The sequence below is a fragment of the Nocardia sp. CY41 genome (genome assembly GCF_009829325.1).
Classification (GTDB): Bacteria; Actinomycetota; Actinomycetes; order Mycobacteriales; family Mycobacteriaceae; genus Nocardia.
On record NZ_VUOS01000023.1, the window covers coordinates 1 to 20,084 of the forward strand.

The 20,084-nt window shown below is 70.0% G+C and carries 15 protein-coding genes; 5 read left to right on the forward strand and 10 right to left on the reverse strand.

The window, feature by feature from the left end; all coding sequences use genetic code 11:
• On the reverse strand, positions 1–178 hold a 178-nt coding region (locus GVY64_RS24930; protein ID WP_159846037.1), incomplete at its 3' end, for a Clp protease N-terminal domain-containing protein.
• A 326-nt stretch (positions 179–504) separates the two neighbouring features.
• On the opposite strand from GVY64_RS24930, the gene GVY64_RS24935 reads away from it, so the two are divergent.
• From GVY64_RS24935 to GVY64_RS24950, 4 genes are all read left to right on the forward strand, one after another.
• Positions 505–1,440 (forward strand): NADP-dependent oxidoreductase, encoded by a 936-nt coding sequence (locus tag GVY64_RS24935; protein WP_159846040.1) that lies wholly within the window; start codon positions 505–507, stop codon positions 1,438–1,440.
• A gap of 35 nt (positions 1,441–1,475) precedes the next feature.
• The gene (locus tag GVY64_RS24940; RefSeq protein ID WP_159846043.1) at positions 1,476–2,363 is read left to right on the forward strand and encodes an LLM class flavin-dependent oxidoreductase; all 888 of its coding nucleotides are present in this window, start codon (positions 1,476–1,478) and stop codon (positions 2,361–2,363) included.
• Positions 2,364–2,660: 297 nt separating this feature from the next.
• Positions 2,661–3,818 carry an FAD-binding oxidoreductase gene (locus tag GVY64_RS24945; protein ID WP_159846046.1) on the forward strand — a complete coding sequence of 386 codons (1,158 nt, stop codon included), beginning with the start codon at positions 2,661–2,663 and terminating at the stop codon, positions 3,816–3,818.
• Positions 3,819–3,847: 29 nt separating this feature from the next.
• On the forward strand, positions 3,848–4,609 hold the full coding sequence (locus tag GVY64_RS24950) for an FAD-binding oxidoreductase (RefSeq protein WP_159846533.1): 762 nt from the start codon (positions 3,848–3,850) through the stop codon (positions 4,607–4,609).
• Between the two features lie 328 nt (positions 4,610–4,937).
• Here the strand turns inward: GVY64_RS24950 and GVY64_RS24955 are convergent, their stop codons facing one another.
• The 5 genes from GVY64_RS24955 to dnaK form a co-directional block, all read right to left on the reverse strand.
• Entirely contained in the window at positions 4,938–6,107 is a 1,170-nt protein-coding gene (locus GVY64_RS24955) for an FAD-binding oxidoreductase (protein ID WP_159846049.1), read from the reverse strand.
• Positions 6,108–6,638: 531 nt separating this feature from the next.
• Positions 6,639–7,055 carry a heat shock protein transcriptional repressor HspR gene (locus GVY64_RS24960; RefSeq protein WP_159846052.1) on the reverse strand — a complete coding sequence of 139 codons (417 nt, stop codon included), beginning with the start codon at positions 7,053–7,055 and terminating at the stop codon, positions 6,639–6,641.
• On the reverse strand, positions 7,055–8,215 hold the full coding sequence (gene dnaJ / locus GVY64_RS24965) for a molecular chaperone DnaJ (protein WP_159846055.1): 1,161 nt from the start codon (positions 8,213–8,215) through the stop codon (positions 7,055–7,057). Before dnaJ ends, GVY64_RS24960 begins: the two co-directional genes overlap by 1 nt.
• Positions 8,216–8,239: 24 nt before the next feature.
• A complete protein-coding gene (gene grpE, locus GVY64_RS24970; protein ID WP_159846058.1) occupies positions 8,240–8,899 on the reverse strand; it encodes a nucleotide exchange factor GrpE in 660 nt (219 codons plus the stop codon).
• A complete protein-coding gene (dnaK, locus tag GVY64_RS24975) occupies positions 8,896–10,746 on the reverse strand; it encodes a molecular chaperone DnaK (protein WP_159846062.1) in 1,851 nt (616 codons plus the stop codon). Before dnaK ends, grpE begins: the two co-directional genes overlap by 4 nt.
• A 385-nt stretch (positions 10,747–11,131) precedes the next feature.
• Between dnaK and GVY64_RS24980 the strand changes: the two genes are divergently transcribed.
• Positions 11,132–12,295 carry a zinc-binding dehydrogenase gene (locus tag GVY64_RS24980; RefSeq protein ID WP_159846065.1) on the forward strand — a complete coding sequence of 388 codons (1,164 nt, stop codon included), beginning with the start codon at positions 11,132–11,134 and terminating at the stop codon, positions 12,293–12,295.
• Positions 12,296–12,302: 7 nt separating this feature from the next.
• On the opposite strand, the gene GVY64_RS24985 is transcribed toward GVY64_RS24980, so the two are convergent.
• The 4 genes from GVY64_RS24985 to GVY64_RS25000 form a co-directional block, all read right to left on the reverse strand.
• Entirely contained in the window at positions 12,303–12,947 is a 645-nt protein-coding gene (locus tag GVY64_RS24985; protein WP_159846068.1) for an endonuclease, read from the reverse strand.
• 116 nt (positions 12,948–13,063) lie between these two features.
• A complete protein-coding gene (locus GVY64_RS24990) occupies positions 13,064–14,617 on the reverse strand; it encodes a dynamin family protein (protein ID WP_442939627.1) in 1,554 nt (517 codons plus the stop codon).
• Positions 14,614–16,476: a dynamin family protein gene (locus GVY64_RS24995; protein WP_159846071.1), complete on the reverse strand. Its 1,863-nt coding sequence runs from the start codon at positions 16,474–16,476 to the stop codon at positions 14,614–14,616. Before GVY64_RS24995 ends, GVY64_RS24990 begins: the two co-directional genes overlap by 4 nt.
• Before the next feature lie 37 nt (positions 16,477–16,513).
• A complete protein-coding gene (locus GVY64_RS25000; RefSeq protein WP_159846074.1) occupies positions 16,514–19,948 on the reverse strand; it encodes a beta strand repeat-containing protein in 3,435 nt (1,144 codons plus the stop codon).
• Positions 19,949–20,084: the final 136 nt, after the last annotated feature.

Sequence of the window (20,084 nt, forward strand, 5' to 3'; positions counted from 1 at the left end):
CGGTCGCCGGATCCGTTCCGACGGCCTTCAGCAAGGGCGCGGCGATGCCGTCGGTCTGGTCCAGCAACGCCACCAGCAAGTGCGCCGGACGAATCTCCGGGTTGCCCGCGGCGGAGGCCGCCTGCAGGGCGGCGGTCAGCGCCGCCTGGGTCTTGGTGGTGGGATTGAACGAGTCCACGAGTCACCTTCCTACTAGTCGATGCACACGGCTACCGAGCGCGGCCGTCCGGCCGGAGCCCACGCTCCGACGCGCCCGCTCCGCTTCGGCTCGGCGCCGTTCCTTACCGTCCAACGTCCGAAAGGTTGAGTCTGTTCCGCTCAAGTTTGGGATTTTTCACCGCGCCGGTCCGATGCCGCCGGATCGTGTCGAACGCTACGCCCCGACACCGGCGAATGCGACGCCGCGCGACACCGCCGATGCGATGATTCCGCACGTCGACGGCCTCCGGGTGCCTACGATGACCTCGGCCGTGAGCTCTTCACCCCGAATCAAGGAGCGAATGGATGCGCGCGATCGTGGTACGGAAGTTCGGAGCGACGCCGGAACTGGCCGAGATGCCGATGCCCGAGGCCGGCCCTGGAGCCGTCCGGGTCCAGCTCCAGGCGGCCGGAGTGAACCCCTTCGACGGGAAGGTGGCCGACGGAATCTTGGACGGCAAACTGCCGCACGACTTTCCGATGATCCTCGGCGTGGACGGCGCGGGCACGGTCGCCACGATCGGGGCGGGCGTCAGCCGCTTCGCCGTCGGTGACCGGGTGGTCGGCAAGTTCCTCACCCCACCGGTGGGCCACGGCAGCTTCGCCGAATACGCGGTGTTGCCGGAGGGCGGCACGCTCGTGCCGATCCCGCCTGGCGTGCCGACCGTCGCGGCGGCCGCGCTGCCCACCGCCGGGGTGACCGCGCAGGACCTCGTGGACGCCACGCATATCCAGCCCGGCCAAACGGTGCTGATCGTGGGCGCGACCGGCGGCGTCGGCTCCTTCTTGGTGCAACTGGCCAATATCGCGGGCGCGCACGTCATCGCGACGGCGCGCGGCAGCTCCGCCGATCAGATGACCCGGCTGGGCGCGGCCGAGACGGTGGACTACACCGCGGGCCCGGTGCGCGACCAGGTCGCCGCCGCGCATCCGGACGGGATCGACGTGCTGTTCGATCTGGTGAGCCCGCCCGAGGCGCTCGCGGAGCTGACCACGCTGGTCCGCGACGGCGGCACGGTGTACTCCACCATCTTCGCCGCCGACGAGGACGCGTTGCGCGCACGGTCGATCAAGGGCGGCAACATCGAATCCAAGGGCAGCGCGCCGGAACTGGCCCGGCTGATCCAGCGCGTCGCGGCGGGTGACGTGGTCGTGCCGATCGATGCCACCGTCCCCCTCGCGGAGGGGCCCGCGGTCATCGGAGCGCCCGGCGCGCGCGGCAAGACCGTGCTCGCCATCTGAGCCGTCCCGGCCCCGCGACACCACCCCGGAGGTCTGTGCTGAGCACCCGATCACCCCAATTCGGCTTGTTCCTGATCCCCGAGGCCGACGACTTCCGCAGGCTCGCCGAGCTGAGCGTCTACGCGGACGTGTCCGGACTCGACCTGATCGGCATCCAGGACCACCCCTACCAGCGCCGCTTCCTGGACACCTTGACCCTGATCACCGCGCTCGCCGCGCGGACCGAGCGGATCACCTTCTTCCCCGACGTGGCGAACCTGCCGCTGCGCCATCCCGCGCTGCTCGCGAAGGCGGTGGCCTCGCTGGACATCATCAGCGACGGCCGGATCCAGCTCGGCCTCGGCGCGGGCGCGTTCTGGGACGCCGTCGCCGGGATGGGCGGACCGCGCCGAACCGGCGGCGAGGCGGTACACGCCCTGGCCGAGGCGATCGCGGTCATCCGCGCCCTGTGGAGCGACGCGCGATCGGTCCGGGTGACGGGCGCCTTCTATTCCCTGGCGGGTGCGCATCCCGGTCCCCGTCCGCAGCACGATCCCGGCATCTGGCTGGGCGCGCGGGGGCCGCGCATGCTCGAGCTCACCGGTCGCGTCGCCGACGGCTGGGTGCCGTCGGCCGCGTGGGCCCCGCCGGAGTTCCTGGCCGAAGCCGGCAGACGGATCGATGACGCGGCCGCCGCGGCGGACCGGGACCCGCTGACGGTGCGGCGGGTGTTGAACGTGTCGGGGACCATCACCTCGGACGGGGCCGACCGCGGCTTCCTGGAGGGTCCCGCCGAGCGCTGGGTCGACGATCTGCTCGCCCTGCACCGTGACCAGCGGATCGACGGATTCGTCTTCTGGCCGACCGAGGGGGAACCGGTCGAGCAGATCCGTCGTTATACCGAGCGGGTCGTGCCCGCGGTCCGCGCCGGCGCCGGGACCTGACCGGCCGGAAACTACCTCCGCGGGTCCAGGGCGGACGGCGGGATTCCGGCACAGCTCACCCGCGGCGCCGGTTCCTGCCGGGGCAGCGGCATCCGCCGTTTGCCCACCGATTACCGTGTGCGCGGGTCGCACGGCGCCGGCGGGCGCGGTCCGTCGCCGGCCCGTCCGGGGCCGCAGGGAAGGCGAGGTACGCCTATACCCACACGACCACGGCATTTTCGGGGATACTTGTCGGCGGGAGACCACCGGTAACGGGTATGTCCCCGGGCAGAACTGAGGGAAAGGAAGCTCCACGTCGTGGATGCGCGTTCGGCTGCGCTGGTCCGCGCCAATTTTCGTTCGGTGATCGAGTCGCCGAACGGACCCGAGCGGTTGGTCAGTGCGTTCTACGGACATTTGTTCGCCGAGAACCCACGGCTGCGCGAATTGTTCCCGCCCGCCATGGAGATGCAGGCCAAACGGATCGCCACGGCCATCCAGTACGTGCTCGACCACCTGGAGGACTGGGACCGGGCGCAGAAATTCCTGGAGCAACTCGCCCGCGACCATCGCAAGTACGGCGTCGAGGCGGCGCACTACGACATGGCGGGCCGCGCGTTGCTCGCGGCGTTCCGGGTCTACAACGGCGCGGTCTGGAATCGGGCCCTGGAAGAGGGCTGGCGCGACATCACCATCCTGATCTCCGCCTCCATGGCAATCGGCGCCAACTCCGACAAGTCGCAGCCGGTGTGGGAGGCCACCGTGGTCGGCCATCGCCGTGTGCTGGAGGACTTGGCCATCGTGCGCCTGCAGTCCGATGGACCGGTGCCCTACCAGGCCGGGCAATACGTGCCGGTGACGATTCCGCAGCGGCCCAAGATGTGGCGCTACTTCTCCCCGGCGATCCCATCCAACCCGTACGGCGAGATCGAGTTCCACGTGCGCAAGATCCGCGGCGGCTGGGTGAGCCCCGCGATCGTCAACGAGACCAGGGTGGGCGACCGATGGCGGATCGCGGGCCCGCTCGGCGGGCTGCACGTCGACCGGGACAGCGGCCGAGACGTGCTCATGATCGGCTCGGGCACCGGCATCGCCCCGCTGCGCGCACAGCTGATCGAGATGGGCCAGCGCGGCATCAACCCGCGCGTGCACTTCTTCATCGGCGGCCGCTATCCCTGCGACCTGTACGACGTGGAGAACATGTGGCAACTCTCGCAGAGCAACCCGTGGCTGACCATCGTCCCGGTGTGCGAGCAGAAGACCAACCCCTGGTGGTACCCGCATCCGCCGCAGGACGCACCGTACGGCATGCACCGGCGCCTGATCGGTAACCTTGGCGCCGTGGTCGCGAGCTTCGGCGCGTGGGCGGACCGGCAGATCCAGATCGCCGGTTCGGCCCGGATGATCGCCGACACCCGGCGAGCGCTGCTCGCGGTCGGCACGCCGGAGCAGAACATCAGCTGCGACCCTGTGTAACGAAGGAGGCCCCGTTGGGGGATCCGAGCATGCTCGGTAACGGTCATCAGGCGCCGGAATGGACCTCGACCGTCGTCGGTCACCATCGGCTGCGGCACGATCTCGCGGTGATTCGCCTGATCGGTGAGTTCGTGCCGTTCGCCGCCGGACAGTCGGTCGAGGTCCGGGTGCCCCAGCACCCCGGGGTGCGCCGCAGGTTCTCCCCCGCGCTGCCGCCCTCGCTGGACGGCAAGCTGGAGTTCCACGTGCGCACGGTGCCGGGCGGCTGGTGCAGCGGCGCGATCGTCGCCGACACCCAGCCGGGCGACGAGTGGCGGATCGGCGCTCCGGCCGGCGGGTTCTGGGTCGACCCGGACGGCGGCGAGGTGGTGATGATCGCCGGCGGCACCGGTCTGGCGCCGATGCGCGCCCAGATCCTCGAGCTGGCGCGCAAGCCTTCCCCGCCGCCCACCTACCTCTTCGTCGGCGGACGCTCCCCGCGCGACCTCTACGCGTCCGACATGCTGTACCTGCTGGCCGCCGAATTGCCTTGGCTCACCGTGATTCCGGTGGTGGAGAACCCGCAGGACCCGAACTGGGTCGACGAGTGGTACGAGCAGTCCCGCGTCGACATCGGCTTCGCACCCGACGACATCCTCTACGGCACCCTCGCCGACGTCCTCGGCTCCCACGGCGCGTTCCTCGAACACCAAGTGCTGGTCTGCGGCTCTCCGGCCATGGTCCAGACCACCGTCGACCGCCTCCTCGAAACCGGAACCCCACCGGAGCGAATCCAATTCGAGGGGCTTTAACCGATCCAGCCGATCGCCATAGGGAGTCATCCGAACGGCCCACCGTGAGTTCGTCGATCGCAACCGACGCAACCACACCCACTCGATCACGGGTTTCGAGCGAAGCAAGACCGAGCAACCGCCGTTCGCGGCCCGGCTCGCGTTTGCGCGGCCGCCTCGAGGAAGGAACAAGCGGCGGCCGCCCAGAGGAGTCTCCCGAAACGGCCAGCCACGGGCCGTAGCGCTCGGCCCTGACGCGCCCAGCGCACCTCGACCCCAGGTTTCGAGCGAAGCGAGACCGAGCAACCACCGTTCGCGGCGCCGCAGGCGCTGGAAAAACAAACACAGCTCAATACAACGGGTCGTGGCGGATGTTCTTCGCCAGCGTCCCCGCGGCCATGAGGCGGAACTTGGTGGTCTGCACCATCGAGGGCGAACCGGCGATCTGGACGTCGCGGTCGGACCAGGCGCCGAAGCTCGCGACGACCTTGCCGATCTGGCCGGTCACCCGCGGTTCCAGGCCGGGCCGGGTGGTGCGCGGTTCGTCGGGTTCCGCGTACCACCACGGGTTTTCCTCGTGCTCGCTCACCGGTGTGACGGTGAGCCAGCGGTTGGCCATCGCCAGCTTGCTCAGCGTCTCCAGGTCGTAGAGGTCGCACGGGTGGTGCCCGCCGACGAACAGGTGCACCTTCGGATTGATGCGCCGCATCGCCATCGCCATGAGCTGCGCGCGCAGCGGCGCGATTCCGGTGCCGCAGCCGATCATCAGCATCTTGCGTTTGGCGTTACGCGGGATCCCCAGACCGCCGAGCGGTGAGCCGAGCAGCCATTGGTCGCCGACGACGGTCTGGCCGACGATGGCCGAGCTGACCCAGCCGCCCAGCACGCTCCGGACGTGGAACTCGATCTCGCCGTTGGCGTTCGCGGGAACGGCGGGCGAGAGATAGCGCCACATGCGCGGCCGCGACGGGATCTGGACGCTCAGATACTGACCCGCGGCGTAGCTCATCGGCTGGTCCAATTGCAGCCGAACGATGACCAGGTTGCGCAGGACCTCCCGGCGTTCGATCACCGTGCCGGTCCACGCCGACGGCGTGGTCTCCTTCTCCGCCGCGCCGATCATGGTGTCGGAGATGATCTTCAGGCCTTCGTCCCAGGCGTGGTCGACCTCGTCGGTCCACATCTCGGTGCCCGCGAAGACCTTCACGGCGGTCTTCAGCGCGGTGGCGACGGCGGTGTAGTGCGCGGGCTGCACACCGTACTTGCGGTGGTCCCTACCGAGCTGGGCGAGGAAGGGCAGCAGTTTGTCGGGCTCCTCCAACCGGTCCAGCGCATAGGAGATCGCCTTGACCAGGCGATCACGCTGCAAGTCCATCGCGGCGGGAAAGAAATCGCGGACGTGCGGGTAGTCGGTGAACAAGATCGCGTAGAACGATCTCGCCAGTTTCTCCGGCCCCCCATCCTCCGCAGCAACCGCCTTGAAAGTAGTTCTGATCAAAGCGACAGTGCGTGAATCCATTGATCTCACAACCCCATTTCGCACTCGTTCACGAACCATGCCGGCGAGTGAGGTGCTGCGGGGCCACTCGACAGCAGCCGATGGCAAGGAGTGTAGGCGAGGTTTGCCAGCAACGGAATCTTTCGAAGGAACATCACGCGTGCAATTTCCTCGAAACCAGGATATCCAGCGAGACACGCCAGAGAAACCGACTGAAAGACCGTAGATCTGCCGCTAAATCGGTCTTCTGCACACCGAAAAGGTAAGTTCCTCTTGGTGAAATACGTCCCGGTTGGTCTGTTCTAGCGACTTCAGGGCAACATGCAGAACGGTGCACGATGCACGAACCCGGCAAACCGATCTCGTTCCGTAAACAAAACTATGGTGAAAAGGAGCAGTTGATTCGACAACGAAATAAACTCTGCCGCAGCCCTTCCGCCGAGCATAATATGGCTTATTTTCAGCAAATGATCGGAGCGGCGCCGTCCAACGACGACGGCCCCGGCGTCGGGTCGCGGTGTGCGACCGAGGCCGGGGCCGTCGTCGTGCCGGTTATCGTCTGCGCTGACCGTCCTCGCGACGGTGCCGCGGCTGCCAGACCACCAGCGCGGTACTGCGCTGCGGGACGAGATCGGGACGGTATCCGGCCCGGGTCCGCTCCAGTTCGGCCGACAGTTCCGCGACCTGCTGGCGCAGTTCCTCCACCTGATTGGTCAGTTCGATGATGCGTTTGATGCCCGCCAGGTTGACGCCTTCGTCCTGGGACAGCCGCTGCACCTCGCGCAGCAGCTCGACGTCCCGGGCCGAATAGCGCCGCCCGCCACCCGAAGTCCGTTGCGGCGTGACCAGTCCCAGACGGTCATACGTGCGCAGCGTCTGCGCGTGCATGCCGGCCAGTTGGGCCGCCACCGAGATCATGAAGAACTCGGCCCGCGACCCGCCGGACGCGTTCTTCGGTTCCGAGGACATCACGCACCTGCCCATCCCGCACGTGGATCGAAGCCGCTGGCCCGCTCGGCCTCCTGGTAGCGCTTGAGCGCCTCGACGGCGTCGCCGTCGAGCTTCTGCGGCACCGCCACCTTCACCGTCACCAGCAGGTCACCCGCGCCGCCGCCGCGCTTGGGCACGCCACGGCCGCGTACCCGCAGGGTGCGGCCGTCGGCGGTGCCCGCAGGCACCTTGACGCCGACCCGGCCGTCCAGCGTCGGCACCGAAACCGTGGTGCCGAGAACCAATTCACTGTAACTGACCGGCAGCACCAGGGTCAGGTCGTCACCGTTGCGGCCGAAGACCTTGTCCTGGCTGACGTGGACGGTGACATAGAGGTCGCCCGAGGGCGCCCCGCGCAATCCCGCCTCGCCCTGCCCGGCCAGCCGGATCCGTTGCCCGTCACCCACTCCCGGGGGAATCCGCACCGTGATGGTGCGGGTGCGGTTCTGGATACCGCTGCCCTGGCAGTCCAGGCACGGGTCATCGATGATCGACCCGCTGCCCCGGCACTCGTCGCACGGCTCGCTGAAGCCGAACGCGCCCTGGTTACGGCTGACAATGCCGGTTCCGTTGCAGATCGGGCAGACTCGCGGACTCGTGCCCGGTTTGGCGCCGCTGCCGTGACACGTGGTGCACGGCGACGGACTGGTCATCCGCAGCGGAACCGTGACGCCCTGGGCCGCTTCCCGGAAACCGAGAGTGGTCTCGGTCTCCACGTCGGCGCCGCGCCGGGGGCGGCTCGACGTCCGCGCACCGCCGCCCCGGTTGAACAGACCGCCGAGCAGGTCGCCGAGGCCACCGTCACCGGCGCTCGCGCCGCCGAAGATGTCCCCGAGATTGAACTCCTGCGAGAAGCCGCCCCCCGCGCCGGACCCGAACCCACCGCGGCTGTAGCCGCCACCCGCGAAGAGCTTGCGGGTGTCGTCGTACTCCTTGCGCTTGGCCGGATCCGACAGCACGGCGTGCGCCTCGCTGACGGCCTTGAACTTCTCCTCGGCTTTGGCGTCACCGGGGTTGGCATCCGGGTGCAAGTCGCGCGCGAGCTTGCGGTAGGCCTTCTTGATCTCGTCTTGCGAGGCGCTGGAGGAAACACCCAGTTCCTTGTAGAAGTCCTTTTCGATCCACTCCCGTTGGCTCACCGAGCATCTCCTCCTCTCGCGTCCTTATTGTTCGTTCGCGCCGGCATCAACATCCGATGCCTCTTCGGTCGGCTGGTTCTCGTTCTCCGTCAGATCGGCCACGCCGTCGGTTACCCCGACGAGCGCGTGCCGAAGCACCCTATCGCCGAAGCGATAGCCTTTGCGCATCACAATGCCGATCACCGGATCGTGGCCGGAGCCCTCGTGCTGCACGGCCTCGTGCAGGGTCGGGTCGAAAGGCTCACCTTCCGAACCGAACTCCTCGAGACCCTGCTTGAGCAGCGCGGCCGACAGCTTGTCGGCCACCGACTTCAGCGGGCCGGACTCCAGGTCGCCGTGCGCCCGGGCCCGGTCGAGATCATCGAGCACGCCGAGCAATTCGGTGACCACCGACGCCTTGGCGGAATCGATCGCGGCCTTGCGGTCGCGCTCGACCCGGCGCCGGTAGTTGGCGTACTCCGCGGTCAGTCGCTGCAGGTCGGCGGTGCGCTCGGCGAGCTCGCCGCTGATGGTGTCGGCGAGCGCGTCGCCGTTGCCGAAGTCCGCACCGTCGCCCGGCTCCGGGGCCTGCGCGGCCGCGGCGCCGTTGTCCGCGGCCGGCTGCCTGATCTCACCGGTCTCCGGATCTATCTTCCGGTTGTCGACGAAGGTGACCGGCTCCTTCTCGGCGTTGCCCTCGCTCACTTCTTCTCCGTGTCGACCGGCTCGTCCACGACCTCGGCGTCCACGACCTGGTCATCGTCCTGCGCGCTGCTCGACGCGCCGTTGCCCTGCGCTGCGGCGTCCGCGGCGGAGGCTTCGTAGATGGCCTGGCCGAGGGCCTGCGACTCGGTCGCCAGCTTCTCGACCGCCGCCTTGACCGCGGCGATGTCGGTGCCCTTCAGCGCCTCGTTCGCCTCGGCGATGGCCGCCTCGACCTTGGTCTTGACGTCCGCGGGGACCTTCTCCTCGTTCTCCTTGATGAACTTCTCGGTCTGGTGCACCAGCGACTCGGCCTGGTTGCGGGTCTCGGCCTCCTCGCGGCGGGCCTTGTCCTCGGCCGCGTGCGCCTCGGCGTCCTTGATCATCCGATCGATCTCTTCCTTGGACAGGCCGGAGCCGTCCTGGATCTTGATCGTGTTCTCCTTGCCGGTGCCCTTGTCCTTCGCGGTGACGTGCACGATGCCGTTGGCGTCGATGTCGAAGGTGACCTCGATCTGCGGCACGCCGCGCGGGGCCGGCGGGATGCCGGTCAGCTCGAAGGAACCGAGCAGCTTGTTGTGCGAGGCGATCTCGCGCTCACCTTGGAACACCTGGATCTGCACCGACGGCTGGTTGTCGTCGGCCGTGGTGAAGGTCTCCGAGCGCTTGGTCGGGATGGTGGTGTTGCGCTCGATGAGCTTGGTCATCACCCCGCCCTTGGTCTCGATGCCCAGCGACAGCGGGGTCACGTCGAGCAGCAGGACGTCCTTGACCTCACCCTTGAGCACACCGGCCTGCAGGGCGGCGCCGACGGCGACGACCTCGTCCGGGTTCACGCCCTTGTTGGGCTCCTTGCCGCCGGTCAGTTCCTTGACCAGATCCGAGACGGCGGGCATCCGGGTGGAGCCGCCGACGAGCACCACGTGGTCGATGTCGGACACCTTGATGCCCGCGTCCTTGATCACGGACTGGAACGGCGCGCGAGTGCGGTCGAGCAGGTCCGAGGTGATCTTCTGGAATTCCGCGCGGGTCAGCTGCTCGTCGAGGAACAGCGGGTTCTTGTCCGCGTCGACGGTGATGTAGGGCAGGTTGATCGAGGTGCTCTGCGAGGAGCTCAGCTCGATCTTGGCCTTCTCGGCGGCCTCACGCAGCCGCTGCATGGCCATCTTGTCCTTGGTCAGGTCGATGCCCGAGCTGGCCTTGAACTTGTCGACCAGCCACTGCACGACTCGCTCGTCCCAGTCGTCACCACCGAGGTGGTTGTCGCCGGAGGTGGCGCGGACCTCGACGACGCCCTCGCCGATCTCCAGCAGCGAGACGTCGAAGGTGCCGCCACCGAGGTCGAAGACCAGGATGGTCTGCTCCTTGTCGCCCTTGTCCAGGCCGTAGGCGAGCGCCGCCGCGGTGGGCTCGTTGACGATGCGCAGGACGTTCAGGCCCGCGATCTGCCCTGCTTCCTTCGTGGCCTGCCGCTGGGCGTCCTCGAAGTAGGCGGGCACGGTGATGACCGCGTCGGTGATCTCCTCACCGAGGTAGGCCTCCGCGTCGCGCTTCAGCTTCATCAGCGTGCGCGCGCTGATCTCCTGCGGCGTGTACTTCTTGCCGTCGATCTCGACGGTCCAGTCCGTGCCGATGTGCCGCTTGACGGAGCGAATGGTGCGGTCGACGTTGGTGACGGCCTGGTTCTTGGCCGGCTGGCCGACCAGTACCTCGCCGTTCTTCGCGAACGCGACGATCGACGGGGTGGTGCGCGATCCTTCCGAGTTGGCGACGACGACCGGTTCGCCGCCTTCGAGAACGGCGACGACCGAGTTCGTGGTCCCGAGGTCGATTCCGACCGCACGAGCCATTGTGGTTCCTCCTAGTTGACGTACCAATGTGTGTCGGTGCCGGGCGAAAACCGCCCTGCGACGTCCGATGAAGGACGCCGCGAGACCTCGCCCCTAGCACCTCACGGAGCACGGCCCCAGCAACACTGAGCGTGGTCGGCTCAATCCTGCCGCGCAGGAGTCTCGGAGTCAACCGAAACTTGAGTCGATCGCACTCAATCTTGTCGAAAAGCTCAACGGGCGATCCGCGCGATTAATTCCCCGCAGCCGACAACGAGGTGTGATCCGCCGCACGGTGGAGCCCGAGCCGGACGGCCGAGGAAGCCGCGACGGACGTTCGCGCGCAGTAGGGTGACCGCGGGCGGCCCGGGCCGCTCGCCGTGCGCCGTCGATCCGAGGAGTCGCCATGAGGGCCGCCGTCGTCACCGCCGCCGAGTTCGAGGTCGCGGAGCTGCCCGCGCCCCGGCCGGGCGCGGGTCAACTGCTCATCGATGTGTCGCGCTGCGGCATCTGCGGATCGGACCTGCATGCCCGCACCCACGCCGACGAACTGGCCGACCTGGCCGCCGCCACGGGCTACGAGCACTTCATGCGCTCGGACCAGAGCGTGGTGCTCGGCCACGAATTCAGCGGGACGGTCGTCGATTACGGGCCGGACTGCCGCAGAAGGTGGAAGACGGGCACGCCGGTGGTGGCGCTCCCGATCGTCCGGCACGGCCGCCAACCGCATCTGGTCGGGCTGTCCACCGCGGCGCCCGGCGCCTATGCCGAACAGGTGGTGGCGCAGGAATCTATGACCATGCCGGTGCCCAACGGCTTGTCCACCGAGCACGCCGCGTTGACCGAGCCCATGGCGGTGGCCTGGCACGCGGTACGCAAAGGCCGGGTCGGCAAGGGGCAGACCGCGTTCGTCATCGGTTGCGGGCCGATCGGCCTGGCGGTGATCAGCATGCTGAAGGCGGCGGGCGTGCGCACCGTGATCGCCGGCGATTTCTCGCCGCGCAGGCGCGAACTCGCCACCGCCTGCGGCGCGGACGTCGTGGTCGACCCCGCCACGGAGTCGCCCTGGGCGGCCGCACCGAAGAAGGGCCGGATCAACGGCGTCACCGACATACTCGTGCTCGGGTTCGACACCATGGATCGCCTGCGGCGGATACCGAACCTGCCGTGGTGGTATGTCTTCCGGCTGGCTCACACGGTGAACGCGGGTCCCGCCGGGCCGGTGATCTTCGAATGCGTCGGTGTGCCCGGCGTCATCGACCAGATCATCACGGCCGCACCGCCGCTGTCGCGCGTGGTGGTGGTCGGGGTGTGCATGGAAACCGACCGCTTCCACCCCGCGGTGGCGATCAACAAGGAGATCGAACTGCGGTTCGCGTTCGGCTACGACCCCGGCGAGTTCCGCGACACCTTGCACATGCTCGCCGAAGGCAAAGTCGATCCGAGCCCGCTGATCACCGGGACCGTCGGACTGGAGGGCGTGGCGGACGCCTTCACCGCACTCGGCAACCCGGAGCGGCACGCGAAGATCCTCATCGACCCGCGCGGCTCCGGCGCCGCCCTGAGTTGAGGACCGCTCAGGGCGCGGCGGCGAGGACGTCGTCGGCGATCTTCTCGTCCAGCGTGACCCGTACCAGGGCCGCGGCGAGCTCCGCGGTGTGGTGATCCGGCGCCAGGCGCGCCAGCCGGTCGGGGTCTTCCGGCAACTGCACTCGCTTGGCGCCGCGCAAGGCCCGCTCGTCGAAGTGCGGCCGGACCCAGGTCCAGATGTCCTGGATCTCGCGCAGGAAGATATCGGCCCCGGTCGGGCCGATGCCGTCGAACTCTTGGAGCAGTTCCGCGGCGCGCTGCGGGTCGTTGTCCGCCTTCTTCGCCAGTTCCCGCAGGTCACCGTGGTAGCGGTCGAGCAAGCGCGAGGCGTTGTGGCCCAGCCGCGTCGCGGCGCTCTCGTCGTAGCGGCGATAGTTCCCCCGCCCCAGCGCGTCGACCAGTTCCTGCCACTCCGCGTCCGCGACCCGGTGCGGCGTCCGGTAGCCGCTGCCGATCAGCTCTCGTGTGGCCCCGATGGCGATATCGGCGGAGATCCGGGCGCTGAGCAGCTGGGAAAGCATGAGCAACTGGAAAAGCGCGGCCGGTTTGTCGTCGAGCGTGATGCCCGCTTCCTCGGCGTATCCCGTGCCGGCGCGGACGAGCAATTCGTGTACGACGTCCTTTTGGCTCATCGTTACCTCCTCTCGCTACCAGGGCGCATACCCGGGCGCACGTCGACTACACCGCCCGTGGCGGCGGGGTGGGATCATCACCGCAGGTCACGGGACTCAGAGGAGGCAGCGCTGGATCATTCCGGCAGCACGCTCAAAGTGCCCTCCGCGCTGCGGGCGGCGGTCAGGCAGGCCGTCGCGGTGAACTGGTCGGCGAGGGGGTGACGCGCCCGGGCCCGCCACTTCCGGACCGCGGCCACCGCTTGCGCGCGCTGCGCGGGGAGGGGCGCGTCGAACGGAAGACCCAGACGCAGGTGGGGTGCGATGCCCGAGCCGCCGATGAGACGGTGCAGCTCGGCGAGATCGTCGGCGGGCAGCGCCAATTCGTCGGTGCGCAGGCGGCCGAGCAGGCGCAGCTCGGCGAAACCGTGCACGTCCGCGAGCAAGGTGCGCACCCTGGGCAGCAGGCGGTCGGCCGAGGTGCCGCGGTAGGCGGTCAGCACCCGGGCCAGGGCGGTCAGCGCGGAATGCGCTTTGAGCTGGTCGGCGCGCTGCCCGAACTGCACGTCGAGCACCGACCGCAGTTCGTCCACACCGCTGCGGCTGGTCAACTCGGCGGCCAGCGTGGCCGAATCGCGCACCCCGAGCCGGATCAGCGTGACGGCCATCCGGATGCCGAACAGCCCGAACCGCTCGGCGAGCTGCGCCCGCAGTTCCGGCGGCACCGGCAGCGGCACGTCCGCGCGCGCGAAGCGGTCGGCCGAGAGCAAAGCGGCGCTCAGCTCGTCGACCGGGACCCGCGCCAGCGTCTCGAACGCCGCGAACTCCTGCTGACGCAGCGTCGCCGCGGCGAACGCGAGCAGCCCGGCGACCGGTATCACGGCCTGGCACAGACCCGTCCGTTCCAATTCCCCGGCGAAGCGCGTGGCGACATCGCGCGCCGAGTGCAGCGCGTCGATCCGGCCCGCCCCGATCTCGTCGGCCCGCGACACCACGCCGACGATGCCGAGCGGACCGGGCGCCCCGGGCCCGCCGTTGGCCGCGGCGGTTCCGGCGCCCACCCGCTCGAGGAACTGCACGTCCGTAGCGTCCAACCGGCGCAGCAGATAGACGACCGCGTCGGCGCCCGGGATGGCGATGCCCTGCTCCGCGCGCTCGTCGTCCGCTCCCGGCGTCAGCAGGCGCGCCGTGCGCCGCGACACCTCGCGCGACAGCGACGACGTGCCCGGCGTGTCGATGATGGTGGTGTGCGCGAGCGCCGCGGCCGGCCATTCGACCTCGAGATGGTCGACCTCGCGCGCCGCCGGGGCGTTCCAGTTGAGCCCGTCCAGGTCGAAGGTCAGCCCATGGGTTCCGCTGCCACGCCGGACCACGACGTGCGCACGGGCGCCGTCGGGGGCGTAGGCGGTCACGCTGGGTGTCGAACCGTAGCGGTACCAGGTGACCACCCTGGTGCACTCGGTCGCATCGGTGGGAGCGATGTCCTGTCCGACAAGGGAATTCAGCAGGGTGGATTTGCCGGCCTTGATCGAACCGGCGAGCGCGACCCGCAGCGGCTGATCCAAGCGGCGGGCGCAGTCGGCCAGCAGGGCACGCGCGCGCGGCTCGCCCGACAGCGCCGCCTGTGCCGCGCCGACCAGCCGATGCGCCTCGGCGACGATTCCCGGCACCGGGCCACCATCACGTCTCACGGGGCTACCGTACCGGCGGGTCCCATCGGTAGTGCGGTCTGCATGGCATCGGCGTAGCGGCGCAGTTCGGCGACCACACGCAGCTGCTGTTCGAGTTGCGCGCCACGTTCGGCGCGGCGGGTGGCGACCATGGACGCCGCCTCCTGTGCGGCCCGCAGTGACTCGTCGATCGAGCGCAGGCTGCGTTCGGCGACACCCGCGTAGTGGTCGCGCAGCGCGCGGTGGATGCGGTGCAGCCGGTCCTTCGACTCCTTGCCCGCCTGGAACGCCACATCGTCGACGAACCGGCGCACCGCCGCCTTCGCCTCGTTGCGCCGCTTGGCCAGCCGGGCCTGCTTGTCGTCGCGGAAGGCTTTGCCGCCCACGATCAGTCCCGCGCCGATCGAGATCGGGTTGAGCAGCGCGAGCCCGGCGAAGGTGCTGGCCAGCCCCACCATCAGCACGCCTCCGTAGGAGCCGCGCATGCCGACGAGCAGCTTGCTGCCGAAACCGATATCGGGTTCCAGATCGGCGAGCGTGCCGGAGACGGCGCGGCCGGTGTCGGCTCCCGCGCCGGGGCGCACGTCCGGCAGGTCGACGGCGCCCAGTTCGGAGAAATGCTCGGCGACACGCTCGGCGAGCTGAATCGCCCGGGAATGGGTCCAGAGCAGATTGTCGCCGAGCGCGGTGTCGACCGTGCCGGTGAGGTGTTCGGCGATGCGATCCCAGTGGCGGCCAGGATCGTGCTCGTCGATCCATTCCTCGGTGGTGCGCGCGATAGTGCGCAGGCGGTCACGAAGATCGTGGTCGACGTCCCCGGCCAGATCGGTGATGCCGTCGGCGAGCGTCTGCTGCCAGGCGGCGGTCCTGCGGTGCAGTTCCTCGGCCGCGGAACGGGCGGATTGCAGCTCGCGCACCGCCGCCGCGCCTTGGGCGGGATCGCGGACCGCGACCAGCTCACTGCCCAGGGCCAGCGCCAGATGCTCGGCTGCCGAGCGGATGTCGCGGGCCACGGCGGTGCGGGTGGCCTGCTGATCGCGCGCCACGACCTGGTCGCGCAGGAAGGTGTAGAGCACGCCGAAGCCGGATTCCACACCCAATTGCCTGTCCTGCAACCGCATCGCGTGACCGCGCAGCAGCGACGACACCGGGATCATCGGCACGTCGAGGCGTGCCCGCGCGAGATGGCCCAGGTCGGCCTCGTGCACCTGCCGCCAGTGCGGATACAGGTCGGTCTTGGTGAGCAGCAGCGCGACCGTCGGGCACAGTTCCCGCACCTGCCGCAGGAACGCCAGCTCCGGCTCGGTGAGTTCGGTCGACGCGTCCGACAGCACGAATACCGCGTCCGCGGCGGGCACCAGTCCGAGCACGCCCGCGGCGTGGGCGTTGCCGTGCCCGCCGACACCGGGAGTGTCGATCAGCACGATGCCGTCGGCCAGCAGCGCGTTCGGTATCTGCACCTCCAGGCGCACGATCCGCCTGCCCTGCGCGAGCGGGGAGCGCTGGTCGATCGCACCGATCTCCGCGACCGGCACCGACACCCTGGTCTCCGCGCCGCTGGAATCACCGTGCGCCGCGAGCACCAGCTCGGCGCGCGGTTCGGGACCGTGCGCGAGCAGCATCGGCACCGTGGTGGTGGCGTCGTCGCCGACCGGGCAGACGTCCAGGTTCAGCAGCGCGTTGACGAAACTGCTCTTGCCCTGGTCCAACTGTCCGGCGACGACGATGCGCCGGCGCGGGTCGCGAACCCGGTCGGCCGCCACTTCCAGGCGGCCGACCAGATCGTTGCGGCCCGCGGCGCGGGCCGCCGCGATGGTTTCACCGAGTACCGAGAGCAGCGGTACCGCCGGTGGAGTGGCGTTCGGCGCGGGCGTCCCCATCGCGGTATGGACCTCTTTCCGTATTACCGGGCAACTGTCAGTGCAGGAATGTATCGCCACCCGGATCGGCACCCGCGGAACCGCTGAACTCCGTGCTCGCGTGGCTCTCGCCGAACAGGCCCGCATCGGTCTGACCGCTGCTGTCCAGGCCCGAGCCGAAGGCGCTCGACACGTCCAGCGAGGACCAGGTATGCGCGGTCGAGCCGACGCTGCCGCCGAGGCCGGCGCCGGTGTCCACCGCGCCGTGCGCCGTCCCGCTCGCCGAACCCGCCAGTCCGGCGCCCGCGTCCGCCGCGCCGCCGACGGTCGACTGCGCCGCGCCGCCGAGGCCGGCCGTCGCGTCGAGACCCGAGGACAGGCCGGAGGTCGCGTGCGACCCGATGCCGCTGTCCAGGCCGGAACCGAGATGCGCGCCCGCGCTCGACGTGCCTTCCAGACCGCTCGGCAGGCCCCCACCCGCACTGCCCGCGGCACCAAGACCCGTCGACAGACCCGACTCCAAACCCGCACCCGCACTGCCCGCCGCACCAAGACCCGTCGACAGACCCGACTCCAAACCCGCACCCGCACTGCCCGCCGCACCAAGACCCGTCGACAGACCCGACTCCAAACCCGCACCGGCATGGCCCGCGCTGTCGATTCCGGCGGAAAGGCCGGAGCCGAGTCCGGCGCCTGCCTGGGCACCCGCATCGAGCCCGCCCGACAGGCCCGCGCCCGCCTGCGCGCCGGCATCGAGGGCGCCGGTGAGCCCGGTACCGGCCTGCGCCGCGCCGTCCAAACCGCCGGACAGACCACCGCCGAGACCGGTGGACAAGCCCGTCTCCAAGCCGGTCGCACCCTGGACCCCGGCATCGAACACCCCGCCGAGCCCCGACTCCAGACCCGCGCCGGCCTGCCCGCCGGTGTTCAGCGAGCTGTCCAGACCGCCGCCGAGTTCCGCTCCGGTGCTCACGGCCGCGCCGAGACCCGTGGCGAGCCCGGTCTCCAGGCCCGCCGTCGCTTGCGTCCCCACGTTGCCCGCTCCGCCGATGGCCGAAGAGAAATTGCTTCCGAGTCCGGCGGCGAGGTTGCCGGAACCTTGTGCGGCGGTGTCGATTCCGCCCGTGAGGCCGGTCGCCGCCTGGCCGGTGGCCTCGAGCGCTCCGCCCAGCCCGGCCTCCAGACCGGATCCGATCTGCGCGCCCGCGTCGGCCGCTCCATGCAGTCCGGTGGACACTCCCGCGCCGAGCCCGGCACCCGCCTGCGCACCCAGACCGGTGGTCACCTCACCGGCTCCGTTCAGCGCGCCCTCCAGACCCGCGCCGGCGCCACCCGCGAGATCGGCCGCCGCACCCGCAGCACCGCCGAGACCCGCACCCAGACCGGTCGTCGCGTCGACCGCGCCTTCGAGCCCTGCACCGAATCCGGTCGACGCATCGACGGCACCCTCCAGACCCGCGCCCAGGCCCGTAGTGACATCAGCCGCACCATTCAGACCCGCACCGAGCCCGGCCGCAGCATCCACTGCCGCGCCGAGCCCGGCACCAGCCGCGCCGCCCGCGCCCAGCGCCACATCGATACCCGCATTCGAACCACCGGCCGCGTCGACGGCACCCTGCAGAGCGCCGCCGACACTCGCGCCGAGCCCCGCGCCCAAATCGGTCGCCGCACCGGAAGCACCCCCCACAGCACCTCCGAGGTTCGCACCCAGACCGGTCGTCGCATCGACAGCGCCCCCAAGACCAGTGGTGACATCCACCGCACCACCCATACCGGTGCCGAGATCCGCCACCCCGCCGATCGCGCTTTCGAAACCCGCACCCAGACCGGCAGAGGCATCCGCCGCACCACCCACGGCGCCACCGAGTCCTGCGCCGAGCCCGGTCGTCAAACCGGTCGTCGCATCGACAGCACCCTCCAGACCCGCGCCCAAGCCCGTGGTGACATCACCCTCGAGACCCGCGCCAAGACCGGCCGCAGCATCCACTGCCCCATCGAGCCCCGCACTCAGATCGGTCGCCGCACCTGCGGCTCCATCCAGCCCGGCACCAAGACCCGTGGTGACGTCCGCCGCGCCACCAACCGCACCCTCGAGACCCGCGCCAAGACCGGTCGTCGTATCGACAGCGCCCTCCAGGCCCGCGCCCAGACCCGCGGTGATATCCGTCGCCGCGCCCAGACCGCCCTCCAGACCCGCACCCACACCGGCGCCCAGGTCCGCCGCCCCGCCGATCGCGCTTTCGAAACCCGTACCCAGAGCGGCAGAGGCATCCGCCGCGCCACCCACGGCACCACCGAGTCCTGCGCCGAGCCCGGTCGTCAAACCGGTCGTCGCATCGACAGCACCCTCCAGACCGGCACCGAGCCCGGCCGCCGCATCCACTGCCCCATCCAGACCCGCACCGAGACCCGCACCCAGGCCGGTCGTCGCCTCAACAGCGCCTTCCAGACCCGCGCCGACCCCTCCGCCAAGGCCTGCGGTGACATCCGTCGCCGCACCCAGACCACCTTCGAGACCTGCGTTCAATCCTGCGGAAATGTCGGTGGCACCCTGCACGGCCCCTTCCAAACCCGCGCCGAGACCCGTGGTGATGTCCGCGGCACCGCCGATGGCGGTTTCCAAGCCTGCGCCGAGGCCGGTCGTCGCGTCCACGGCACCCCCGAGGCCCGCGCCGAGACCAGCACCCGCCTGCGCACCGGCGCCCAACGCCGCGTCGAGTCCCGAGGTCAGTCCGGTTGCGGCGTCGACCGCGCCCTGCAGTCCCGCACCGACTCCGGCGCCGAGGTCCGCCGCCCCGTTCACCGCGCCCTCCAGCCCGGCACCCATGCCGGTCGTCGCGTCCACCGCACCTTCCAAGCCCGCGCCGAGACCCGCGCCCGCGCCGATACCGGTAGACAGTCCGGTCTCGAGTCCGGCGGCGATGTCTCCCACGCCTTCGGCATCGAGATCGAGGCCCGCGCCGATGCCGCTGATCACCTGAGCGCCCGCGCCGAGCAGGCCGCCCACGGCGGCGGAGAGGTCGGCGCCCGCGTCGACCACGGTGTCGAGGCCGGTGGCCAGCCCCGCGCCCAGGCCCGCGCCGATCTCCAGCCCGGTTTCGATCGCGGTGTTCAGGCCCGCGCCCACGTCGACGCCCGTGCCGACACCCAGGTCGACGTCGACCCCGCCACCCGCGCCCAGATCGACGCCCAGATCCGCGCCCAAGTCGACGCCGGCGTCCGCCACCGCCGCCGCGCCCACGGTGCTCGCCGCGCCGACCGCGGCGGCCGCACCGGTCTGCGCGCCCGCCGCGACGATGGACTGCAACTGGGAGCCGCCGGTCACCAGCGCCGACTCCGCGACCATCGGGGCGCAGAGGGCGATGTCCTCCGGCGTCACCGCGCTCAGGCCCGCGGCGGCCAGCGCCTGGGTCGGGTTGGCGCAGTAAGCGACCGCGGCCTCGTGGTTCCGCAGCAGATCGAGGATGAACTCCAGAATCGCGTTGGGTGTCATGAGAATCGTCTCCTGAGTCCCGGCGGACCTCGCTGATCCGCAGTCGTTGGAATGCAAATCACGCTAGGAGCGCATCGCGTTACGCCGAAACGGGGCGAACCCCTATGACCGGCCGAGGGCACCCGATAGGGGTGGG

Bases quoted from the DNA above. Each gene is read 5' to 3' on its own strand.
- GVY64_RS24995 (WP_159846071.1), bottom strand. From the start codon at position 16,476: ATGGGGACGCCCGCGCCGAACGCCACTCCACCGGCGGTACCGCTGCTC.
- GVY64_RS24935 (WP_159846040.1), top strand. From the start codon at position 505: ATGCGCGCGATCGTGGTACGGAAGTTCGGAGCGACGCCGGAACTGGCC.
- GVY64_RS24980 (WP_159846065.1), top strand. From the start codon at position 11,132: ATGAGGGCCGCCGTCGTCACCGCCGCCGAGTTCGAGGTCGCGGAGCTG.
- GVY64_RS24985 (WP_159846068.1), bottom strand. From the start codon at position 12,947: ATGAGCCAAAAGGACGTCGTACACGAATTGCTCGTCCGCGCCGGCACG.
- GVY64_RS24955 (WP_159846049.1), bottom strand. From the start codon at position 6,107: ATGGATTCACGCACTGTCGCTTTGATCAGAACTACTTTCAAGGCGGTT.
- dnaK (WP_159846062.1), bottom strand. From the start codon at position 10,746: ATGGCTCGTGCGGTCGGAATCGACCTCGGGACCACGAACTCGGTCGTC.
- GVY64_RS25000 (WP_159846074.1), bottom strand. From the start codon at position 19,948: ATGACACCCAACGCGATTCTGGAGTTCATCCTCGATCTGCTGCGGAAC.
- GVY64_RS24960 (WP_159846052.1), bottom strand. From the start codon at position 7,055: ATGTCCTCGGAACCGAAGAACGCGTCCGGCGGGTCGCGGGCCGAGTTC.
- GVY64_RS24950 (WP_159846533.1), top strand. From the start codon at position 3,848: ATGCTCGGTAACGGTCATCAGGCGCCGGAATGGACCTCGACCGTCGTC.